Consider the following 8,658-nt stretch of genomic DNA (forward strand, 5'->3'; position numbering starts at 1 on the left):
CCCAGGGGTTTCGACCGCGGGACCGCCGGTTCCCGGTCGGGCTACCGAATCACGAACGCCGGCTCTCCGATCCGTTCGCTCTTGCACTCCGGGCACCGCGACGGCTCGTTGACCGGGTCGTCGAAGCCGTCGAAGCCGCAGTCGCGGCACTCGGGCGGCGCGACGAGGAACCGCTCGTCGGCGTCGGCGTCGTCGACCGACCGCGAGACGTGGTCGAGGTGCTCGTACACGACCGGCGTCGGCAGCGACAGCGACTCGCCGAGGTCGCTCGCGGTCGCCGGGCCTTCGCGGAGCGTCTCGGCGATGCGCTGACGGGTCGTCTCCATGCCGGCCGTTCGCGGGCGGTGAATAAAACGGCGGCGGGAAACTGCTCGCCCGACCCTCACTCCGCGGGCCGCGGCGCCAACACCACCAGCGCGACGCTCTCCTCGCGCGCGGTCGGTTCGACCGTGGACTCCCCCCCGAACCGGAGGATCTCCCCGGCCTCGACTCGGTGGAGGTCGCCGTCGAGGGCGACGTCGACGGCGCCCTCCAGCACGTGGAACAGCACGGTCCGGTCGGGATGCTCGTGTCCAGGCACGCGCTCGCCCGCCTCCAGCGACAGCCGGATCGTCTTCGGCTCCCGCCCGGGGAACGCGTCCGCGTGCGGCTCGCCGTCGAGGTCGGCGATGCGAGCCCGGTCGGCCCCGGGAGCGTCCCGGTCGGCCGCCTTCGGGAACTCGGCGACGAACCGAGAGGGGCCCTCCCGCTCCGACTCGTAGCCGTCGGCGTCGAACGCGGGCCTCTCGACCGCCATCTCGTGGTACAGCGGTTTCGGATCGTGGTCGTTGACGACCGTCAGCGTCTCACCCGGTGCCAGCTCCTCGAAGGCGCCGTGTATCCGGCCGTGTCGCTCGCTCGGCGGGAGGTCTCGCACGTCGAGTTCGGTCATACGCGTTGGATTCCCCGCGACCCCTATGTGCGGTGTCGCGAACACGTTCGGGCCGCACCGGCGGTGGTCGGGGCGGGACGGGTCCGGTCCGCGACCGGGACGGCACGGGTCGGTCGAAGCAGCGGGACGGCTCAGGCCAGCCACAGGAGCCGGACGTTGCTCGCGGTGAGGTACGTGCCGACGAGCGTCAGGAGGACGGGCGGGAAGTAGTAGAGGAGCGCGTCGCCGTCGCGGGCGCCCGAGACGCTGATCCACAGCATCACGAGGTAGACGGCGATCTTCAGGGCCACGAGTCCGGAGAGCCCGAAGGAGTCGAGCGCGAAGACGACGACCGGGTTCGCCTCGTCGATCGTCGGGACGTACTCTAGGAAGGCGATCGTCGAGACGACGTCGCCGACGCCGTACGTCGCGGTCGCCGCGATCCACAGCCAGTAGAACTCCTGCGGCCGGCGGCTGTACGCCGGGCGACGTCGCCGTCGATCGCGGGACCGGGACACGGTTCGAGGTGTCGAGGCGACGACGTGAATCTGCCGGTTCGCCGCGGTTGGCCGGTGGGGTCGCTCCGCCGCGGTCGCGCCGCCGAGCCCGCCCGCGCCGCCGAGACCGCCCGCGCCGCTTCCGGATCGTTCAATGTCGGCCGGCCGGAGGGATCCCCATGGGCACGCCACTGGAGCCGCGGGCGGAGCAGGTCGAGGAGGTCCTCGACCGGCTGTACGAGGAGTACCCGGACTCGACCATCTCGCTGAACTACTCGAACCGGCTGGAGCTGCTCATCGCCGTGATCCTCTCCGCGCAGTGCACCGACGAGCGCGTGAACGCTGTGTGCGCCGACCTCTTCGAGACGTACGAGACGCCCGAGGAGTACGCGAACGCGCCGCAGGAGGAGATGGCCGAGGCGATCGACTCGATCACCTACTACAACAACAAGGCGAAGTACATCCGCTCGGCGTGCGCGGACATCGCCGAGAAGCACGACGGCGAGGTCCCCGACACGATGTCCGAGCTGACCGGCCTGGCCGGGGTGGGACGGAAGACCGCCAACGTCGTCCTCCAGCACGGTCACGACGTCGTCGAGGGGATCGTGGTCGACACCCACGTCCAGCGGCTCACCCGGCGGCTCGGTATCACCGAGGAGGAGCGCCCCGAGGCGATCGAGCGGGACCTCCTCGACGTCGTCCCCGAGAGCGACTGGCAGCAGTTCACGCACCTCATGATCGACCACGGGCGCGCCACCTGCACCGCGATCAACCCGGACTGCGCCGACTGCGTGCTCGCGGACGTCTGCCCGTCCGAGAAGGGCGACGCCGAGGTCGACCTCGCGAGCGGCGAGGCGTGGTAACGGGGTCGCGCGACCGACGGGAGCGATGAGTGGACGTCGCACGCGTATTTAAACACCCCTTCGAACGGGGGTCCTCCCCGAATGCCTCCACGCGAGAGGGAACTCGCTTCGTAGTTTATCTTCCATACCGGCGTACTCGCAAGTGAGGAGAGACGCTATGTCAACCAGAACCACAAACGAGTTCGGCGGGGAGATCGGCGGCGTCACGCTACTGGGGAAGGCGCACTCGCTGTCGGCGCTGTTCATCGTGATGCTCCGAGCGACGATCGGCGGGATGATCCTGTTCGCCGGGCTCGGGAAAGCGACCGGCGAGCCGTTCGACGCCAGCGGCTACCTCGTTCACGCGCCCGACGCGGCGAGTCCGGTCAGCGGCCTGTACGCCGCGATGGGCTCGACGCCGTGGTTCGTCGAGTTCGCGAACGTGTTCGTCCCGGCGACGCAGCTGCTCATCGGGACGGCGCTCATCCTGGGCGCGTTCGTCCGGCTGGCCGCGCTCGGCGGCGCGATGCAGATGGCGCTGTTCTACCTCGGCGGGTGGAGCGGCGACGCCCTCGCGCTGTTCGACTCGACGCTGGTGTACGCGGTCGTGTTCCTCACGGTCGCCGCCTTCGGCGCGGGTCGCGTCCTCGGGCTGGACGCCTACATCGAGCGGATCGAGGTCGGCGGCGAGGCGCTGACGGAGAAGTTCCCGGCGCTCCGCTACGTCCTCGGGTGAACGAGGGCGACGCCTAGCGCGTCGGTCGGGTAGCCGCGAACCGCCGACTCGTCTTCAGACCGTTCGGTTCTCCGGCCGCTTCGTCGCCGAGCGTCGACGCCGGCGACCGTGTCATCGCACGGACTCGGCCCCGACACCGGCGCTCCGTTTCGGGTTCCATTCGATATAAGAGCGCGGGGGCGAAACGGAGCGGTAATGGATCTCGGTTCGCGGGACGCGTTCGCTCGGATGGGGACGCTCGGCATCGAGGAGGAGTTCTACATCGCGGATGCCGACGGTCGCCCGACGTCCGGAACCGACGACCTCGTGTACGGCCGCGACCCGCCGAGCGCGGTGCCCGACGGGTTCGACCACGAACTGTTTAAATGCACCATCGAGGCGCAGACCCAGCTGATCGAGGACCCCGCGAACGCCGAGGACGCCCTGTCGGCGGTCCGGGAGGCGCTCGTCGACCACGCCGCGGCCGACGGCTACCGGATCGCCGCCGCGGGGCTCCACCCGGCGGCGAAGTGGCGCGAGCTGGACCACGTCGAGAAGCCGCGCTACAAGGCGCAGCTCGACCGGATACGGTACCCCCAACACCGCAACACCACGGCCGGCCTCCACGTCCACGTCGGCGTCGACGACGCGGACAAGGCGGTGTGGATCGCCAACCGCCTCCGCTGGCACTGCCCCGTGCTGCTCGCGTTGTCGGCGAACTCCCCGTTCTGGAACGGCTTCGACACGGGGCTCGCGTCGGCCCGCGCGAAGATCTTCGAGAACCTCCCGAACACCGGGATCCCCTCCGCGTTCGACGACTTCGACGCCTTCCAGCGCTACGAGCGCCGGATGGTCGAGACGGACTCGATCGCCGACCGCGGCGAGCTCTGGTTCGACGTGCGCCCGCACACCGGCCACGGCACCGTCGAGGTGCGCGCGCCCGACGCCCAGCGCGACCCAGATGTCACCCTCGCGCTGGTCGAGTACGTGCACGCGCTCGTCGTCGACTACGCGGAGCGCTACGACGACGGCGAGTCCGCGCCGGCGCTCCGCCGCGAGCTGTTAGACGAGAACAAGTGGCGCGCGATCCGCCGCGGGCACGACGCCTCGTTCGTGGCCCGGAGCGGCGAGGAGACGGTCTCCCTCGGCGAGGTCGTCGACAGTGAGTGCGACCGGCTCGGGATCGACGGGATCCGCGGTGTGTACGACGCCGAGAGCGGCACCGAGCGCCAGCGGCGGCTCCGCGAGGAGTCCGGGCTCGACGCGCTGTGCGAGGACCTGGTACTGTCGACGTGAGGCGGGCCGGGCGGCGACGGTGCCGGATCGTCGATCGCCGCGACTTCCGTCGGAACGAAAGCGACGAGAAACCCTTTTGGGCGCGCGGACACCACTCACAAGTATGACGAGTGACGAGTTCGACGACGACCCCGCCGCGGATCCCGACGGCGGCGCCGCCCTCGGGGCGGGAGAGGGAGGAGACGAGTCGCCGACAGAGCGGACCCGCGAGGAGCTCCGCAAGACGAGAGAGCGGCTCGGCGAGGGGGCCGACAAGGCGGTCAAGGGGTTCGACGACAACGTCGTCGACCTGCTGGCGTGGCTGCTCGACACCGAGACCCGGGCTCGGATCTACGTCTACCTGCGGGACAACCCGCGGAGCACGAGCGACGAGGTCGCCGACGGCACCGGCCTCTACCCGAGCACGGTCCGCGAGGCGCTCGCGGAGCTCCACGACGAGGAGAAGGTCGAGCGAGACAAGCGCGAGGCCAGCGGCGCCGGCAACAACCCCTACGAGTACGAGGCGATCGCGCCCAGCGAGCTGGTCCGGGGCGTCGTCGGCGACGTCCAGCGCGAGCTGAACGCCGTCTTCAACCTCGACCGACGCCTCGGCGGCGAGTCGCCGGATGGCGACGCGGAGCCCGTACAGATCTCCGTCGGTGGCGACGAGAGCGGGGAGGGACACGACGCGGACGGGGACGCCGGGGGACACGAGGCGGACGACACCGCGGCGAACGACGAGGACGACGCCGCGAGCCGATAGCGACGACGCGGCGGGCACCGAACGGCGAAGAGGACGCCGCGACGGTTCCGAGTTCGGGACACTTTAAGTTCCGCCCGCGCAACCGACGGGCATGAACGTCGCGCTTGGTGGCACGTTCGATCCCGTTCACGACGGCCACCGGAAGCTGTTCGAACGGGCGTTCGAGCTGGGGGACGTCACCGTCGGCCTCACGTCCGACGAGCTCGCGCCGAAGACCCGACACGTCGAGCGCTACGTCCGCCCGTACGACCGCCGCAAGCGCGACCTAGAGGCCGAGCTGGCGCCCCGGGCCGAGGAGTACGACCGCGAGTTCGCGGTCCGCGAGCTCACCGAGCCGACCGGTATCGCCGTCGAACCGGAGTTCGACGCCCTCATCGTCTCCCCCGAGACGAAGGCGGGCGGCGAGCGGATCAACGAGATCCGCCGCGAGCACGGGCACGACCCGCTCGAACTGGTCGTCGTCGACCACGTCCCGGCCGAGGACGGCGAGCGGATCTCGTCGACGCGGATCGTCGCGGGCGAGATAGACGAGCACGGCAACCTGACGCCCGACCGCGAGGGTCGCGGCGCGACCCGGCCGGAATGACGGCCGACGACGACCCCGGACGGCTCGCCCGCGTCGCGGTCGGAGAGACCGGATTCGAGCGCGCGGCCGTCTGGAGCGCGGTCGGCTTCGCGGTCTCGTACGTCGCCTTCGACGCGGTCGCGCTCGCCGGCGAGGTCGGGGGCCTGACTCCCGCCGGCGTCGTCGCGCCGGTCGCGGCGGTCCTCGCGGCGCTGACCGCCGTCGGAACGACCGCGTACGCCGCGGTCGGCGCCGGCGCGCTCCCCGCGGTCCTGCTCGCGTACGGCCCCCTCGCGGCCGCCCTCCTGCGGACGATCGGACCGACGCCGTACGCGATCCCCCTCGCCGACCCGCTCCCCTTCGCTGTCGCCATCGCCGAGCCGCTCGGGGTCGCCCTCGCGGCCGCGGTTGCAGTCGGCCTCGCCGGCTACGCGATCGGCCGGGTCGTCGCCGGTATCGGCGGCACAGACGGGGAAACGGACGAGTCGGCCGGCACGGACGGGTCCGCCGCCGCGAACGGAGACGGGGAAGCGGGCGCGAGCGACTGACGCGAACGCGGGCGCAGGCGACCGAGTGGGACCTTACTCCCCGTCGAGCTTCCCGTTGAGCACCTTCGCCGCGACGAGGACCGGGTCCCACACCGGGCTGAACGGGGGCGCGTACGCCAGGTCGAGCCGCTCGACCTCGGGGACGGTCATGTCGGCCTCCAGCGCGGTCGCGAGCGTGTCGATCCGGATCGCGGCGCGGTCGGGGCCGACGATGCTCCCGCCGATCAGCCGCCCGGTGTCGCGGTCGGCGACGAGGGTCACGTCGGTCGGCGCCGCGCCCGGGTAGTAGCCCGACCGCGAGCCGGCGGTGACTGTCTCGCGGACCGGATCGAAGCCGGCCTCGCGGGCCGCTTCCGCCTCGACGAGGCCGACGCGACCGGCCTCCATGTCGAACGCCTTCACGACCGCGGTGCCCGCGACGTCGCCCACCGGCGAGGGGTCGCCCGCGACGGTGGCGCCGATCGCCCGCCCGGCGCGGTTCGCGGTGAGGCCGAGCGGGATCCACGCCGGCTCGCCCGTCACGGCGTGCCTCGCGGTCGCGCAGTCGCCGGCGGCGTACACGTCGGGGAGGCTCGTCCGGCCGTGCTCGTCGATCGAGATCGCGCCGCCCTCGCCGAGCTCGACGCCGGTCCCGTCCAACAGCCCCGTGTTCGGCCGGATCCCGACGCCGACGACCGCCATGTCGACGGGGAACGTCTCCCCGTCGAACGCCACGGACCCGATCCGGTCGTCGCCGACGAGGCCCTTAACGGGGCTCCCCGTGTGGACGGTCACGCCCTCGTCGACCAGCTCCGCCTCGACGCGCTCGCCGACCGCCTCCCCGAACGGCGGGATCAGGTCGTCGGAGCGCTGGAAGACGTGGACGTCGAGATCGCGACCGGAGAGCGCCTCGGCCATCTCGACGCCGACGTAGCCGCCCCCGACGATCGCCGCCGTCTCGGGGGCCGGCATCGCGGCGTTGCGCTCGACGCGCTCGCGGTCGACCGCGCTCACGTCGGCGCGGTCTGGGTCGTACGCGTCGGGCTCAGCGATGTACGCGTCGATCGCGGCCGCGGCGTCCATGTTGTGGAGGGTAAAGGCGCCGTCGACCCCGCGCACGTCGAACGGCCCGGTCGACGCGCGCCCGCCGGTCGCGACGAGGAGGTCGCCGTACGGCTGCTCGAAGGCGTCGCCGTCAGCGGGTTCGACGGTGACGGTCTTCCCGGCCGGGTCCACCGCGACGACCTCGTGGCCGCGTCGGAGGTCGATCCCGCGCTCGTCGACCTCGCTCGGGGACAGCGAGAGGAGGTCCGACATGCGCTCGATGCGGCCCTCGATGAAGTACGGCGTCCCGCAGTAGGCGTACGAGATCCATCGGCCTTTCTCGAAGACGACGACTTCGCGGTCGGGCGCCTCGCGGCGGAACTTGCTGGCCGCGCTCAGCCCGGCCGCGTCGGCGCCGACCACGACGAAGGGATCGCTCATGAATTCGACGACGGCGGGACCGTATAAAAAGGCACTCCGCGGGTGCGGACCGGGCGCCCGATCACGGGACGGCCGCCCGGGCGTCGACGGTGAGACGCGACAATCGCGACAGCCGTTACCTAGGCGTCGTCGTCTGCCAGCCGCGACAGGGTCTCGCGGGCGTTCTCGACCGCGGCCTCCTTCTTCGCCGGGTACGCCTCCACCTTCGCGCGGACGGTGATTCCGGGGCCGAGCCGGACCTCGCCGCGGAACGCGGCCTGCTTGTCGACGCGGAGGAACAGCGCGCAGTTGTCGTCGACGCGCTGGTCGAGCTCGTCGATCACGCGGTCGACGTCGTCGAGGTCGGCGAGCGCGTCGAGCACGTGGCGCATCCCGTCCGCGTTCTCGATCCGGGCCGAGAGCACGACGATCCGGTCGCCGTGGTGGCCGACGTTCTCGACGCGGTCGAGCTCGGCGTCCTCCGGGAGGAACCTGCGGAGGGCGTCTTCGACCCGCTTCTCGTCTTCGGTGGCGTACGAGAACGCCCGGAGGTCGACGTAGTGGAAGGGGACTTTGGGCATTGCGGGTCGGAAAAGGGGTCGGTTACTCCTCGCTCTCGACGGCGTCGAGCGCGTCCTCGGGGACGCCCGTCTCCTGGCCGTCCTCGAAGCTGACCGTGTAGGTCGCGTCGCCGAACATCGTCTCCATCACCTGCGTGATCGTGCCCGTCTCGCCGTCGTACTCGCTGTGTTTGTCGTGGAGCACGACCTCGTCTTCCTTCTCGAAGCTCATGCGCGTTCGTTCCGGTGGGACGCTTAAAAGCGCGCGGATCCGGAGCGGCGGACCGTCTCCGGGTCGGGGCGACGGACCGGATCCGCGCGTCGCACCGCCGACGGTCACGCGACCGCGAGCAGCACGGCCGCGATGGACACCGTCAGGACGACGCCGACCGCGACCGAGACGATCGCGCTGTCGACCGCGATCGCGATCGCGACGCCGGCGGCGACGGCGAGGAGGCCGAGGACGGCCCCCGGCACGCCGCCGCGCTTCACGAGGCCGACGACCGCGTTCGCGGCGCGCTGCCGGGGGCCGTCCTCGGC

12 protein-coding genes and 1 pseudogene are annotated in these 8,658 nt (G+C 71.6%); 6 read left to right on the top strand and 7 right to left on the bottom strand.

Annotated elements, in window-relative coordinates; all coding sequences use genetic code 11:
- Positions 1-41: 41 nt before the first annotated feature.
- The 3 genes from DJ81_RS13215 to DJ81_RS13225 form a co-directional block, all read right to left on the bottom strand.
- Entirely contained in the window at positions 42-326 is a 285-nt protein-coding gene (locus DJ81_RS13215; RefSeq protein WP_094528276.1) for a transcriptional regulator, read from the bottom strand.
- A gap of 56 nt (positions 327-382) precedes the next feature.
- The gene (locus tag DJ81_RS13220; protein ID WP_094523392.1) at positions 383-931 is read right to left on the bottom strand and encodes a DUF2249 domain-containing protein; all 549 of its coding nucleotides are present in this window, start codon (positions 929-931) and stop codon (positions 383-385) included.
- A gap of 131 nt (positions 932-1,062) precedes the next feature.
- A complete protein-coding gene (locus DJ81_RS13225) occupies positions 1,063-1,428 on the bottom strand; it encodes a hypothetical protein (RefSeq protein ID WP_094523390.1) in 366 nt (121 codons plus the stop codon).
- 158 nt (positions 1,429-1,586) lie between these two features.
- On the opposite strand from DJ81_RS13225, the gene nth reads away from it, so the two are divergent.
- The 6 genes from nth (at position 1,587) to DJ81_RS13255 (ending at position 6,115) form a co-directional block, all read left to right on the top strand.
- Positions 1,587-2,270, top strand: a complete 684-nt coding sequence (gene nth, locus DJ81_RS13230) for an endonuclease III (protein WP_094590086.1) — start codon at positions 1,587-1,589, stop codon at positions 2,268-2,270.
- 157 nt (positions 2,271-2,427) lie between these two features.
- Entirely contained in the window at positions 2,428-2,985 is a 558-nt protein-coding gene (locus DJ81_RS13235) for a DoxX family protein (protein ID WP_094590088.1), read from the top strand.
- A 195-nt stretch (positions 2,986-3,180) separates the two neighbouring features.
- Positions 3,181-4,260 (top strand): glutamate--cysteine ligase, encoded by a 1,080-nt coding sequence (locus DJ81_RS13240; protein ID WP_094590090.1) that lies wholly within the window; start codon positions 3,181-3,183, stop codon positions 4,258-4,260.
- Between the two features lie 103 nt (positions 4,261-4,363).
- On the top strand, positions 4,364-5,002 hold the full coding sequence (locus DJ81_RS13245; protein WP_094558565.1) for a winged helix-turn-helix domain-containing protein: 639 nt from the start codon (positions 4,364-4,366) through the stop codon (positions 5,000-5,002).
- Between the two features lie 91 nt (positions 5,003-5,093).
- A complete protein-coding gene (locus DJ81_RS13250; protein WP_094528271.1) occupies positions 5,094-5,588 on the top strand; it encodes a phosphopantetheine adenylyltransferase in 495 nt (164 codons plus the stop codon).
- The gene (locus tag DJ81_RS13255; protein WP_094590092.1) at positions 5,585-6,115 is read left to right on the top strand and encodes a hypothetical protein; all 531 of its coding nucleotides are present in this window, start codon (positions 5,585-5,587) and stop codon (positions 6,113-6,115) included. The genes DJ81_RS13250 and DJ81_RS13255 overlap by 4 nt, the downstream gene beginning before the upstream one ends.
- A gap of 33 nt (positions 6,116-6,148) precedes the next feature.
- Here the strand turns inward: DJ81_RS13255 and DJ81_RS13260 are convergent, their stop codons facing one another.
- The 4 genes and pseudogenes from DJ81_RS13260 to DJ81_RS19305 form a co-directional block, all read right to left on the bottom strand.
- Positions 6,149-7,579 carry an FAD-dependent oxidoreductase gene (locus tag DJ81_RS13260; RefSeq protein ID WP_094590094.1) on the bottom strand — a complete coding sequence of 477 codons (1,431 nt, stop codon included), beginning with the start codon at positions 7,577-7,579 and terminating at the stop codon, positions 6,149-6,151.
- A gap of 119 nt (positions 7,580-7,698) precedes the next feature.
- Positions 7,699-8,139: an RNA-binding protein gene (locus DJ81_RS13265; RefSeq protein ID WP_094523374.1), complete on the bottom strand. Its 441-nt coding sequence runs from the start codon at positions 8,137-8,139 to the stop codon at positions 7,699-7,701.
- Positions 8,140-8,161: 22 nt separating this feature from the next.
- Positions 8,162-8,350, bottom strand: coding sequence for a hypothetical protein (locus tag DJ81_RS13270; RefSeq protein ID WP_004050211.1), 189 nt, complete (start codon positions 8,348-8,350; stop codon positions 8,162-8,164).
- A gap of 104 nt (positions 8,351-8,454) precedes the next feature.
- Positions 8,455-8,658, bottom strand: a pseudogene (locus tag DJ81_RS19305) (hypothetical protein); the annotation flags it as partial.

Origin of the sequence: Halorubrum sp. Hd13 (genome assembly GCF_002252755.1) — an archaeon.
Classification (GTDB): Archaea; Halobacteriota; Halobacteria; order Halobacteriales; family Haloferacaceae; genus Halorubrum.

Excerpts from the sequence above, each read along its gene's own strand:
- DJ81_RS13215 (WP_094528276.1), bottom strand. The coding sequence starts at position 326 with ATGGAGACGACCCGTCAGCGCATCGCCGAGACGCTCCGCGAAGGCCCG.
- DJ81_RS13255 (WP_094590092.1), top strand. The coding sequence starts at position 5,585 with ATGACGGCCGACGACGACCCCGGACGGCTCGCCCGCGTCGCGGTCGGA.
- DJ81_RS13245 (WP_094558565.1), top strand. The coding sequence starts at position 4,364 with ATGACGAGTGACGAGTTCGACGACGACCCCGCCGCGGATCCCGACGGC.
- DJ81_RS13270 (WP_004050211.1), bottom strand. The coding sequence starts at position 8,350 with ATGAGCTTCGAGAAGGAAGACGAGGTCGTGCTCCACGACAAACACAGC.
- DJ81_RS13265 (WP_094523374.1), bottom strand. The coding sequence starts at position 8,139 with ATGCCCAAAGTCCCCTTCCACTACGTCGACCTCCGGGCGTTCTCGTAC.
- DJ81_RS13220 (WP_094523392.1), bottom strand. The coding sequence starts at position 931 with ATGACCGAACTCGACGTGCGAGACCTCCCGCCGAGCGAGCGACACGGC.
- DJ81_RS13260 (WP_094590094.1), bottom strand. The coding sequence starts at position 7,579 with ATGAGCGATCCCTTCGTCGTGGTCGGCGCCGACGCGGCCGGGCTGAGC.
- DJ81_RS13235 (WP_094590088.1), top strand. The coding sequence starts at position 2,428 with ATGTCAACCAGAACCACAAACGAGTTCGGCGGGGAGATCGGCGGCGTC.
- DJ81_RS13250 (WP_094528271.1), top strand. The coding sequence starts at position 5,094 with ATGAACGTCGCGCTTGGTGGCACGTTCGATCCCGTTCACGACGGCCAC.
- DJ81_RS13240 (WP_094590090.1), top strand. The coding sequence starts at position 3,181 with ATGGATCTCGGTTCGCGGGACGCGTTCGCTCGGATGGGGACGCTCGGC.
- nth (WP_094590086.1), top strand. The coding sequence starts at position 1,587 with ATGGGCACGCCACTGGAGCCGCGGGCGGAGCAGGTCGAGGAGGTCCTC.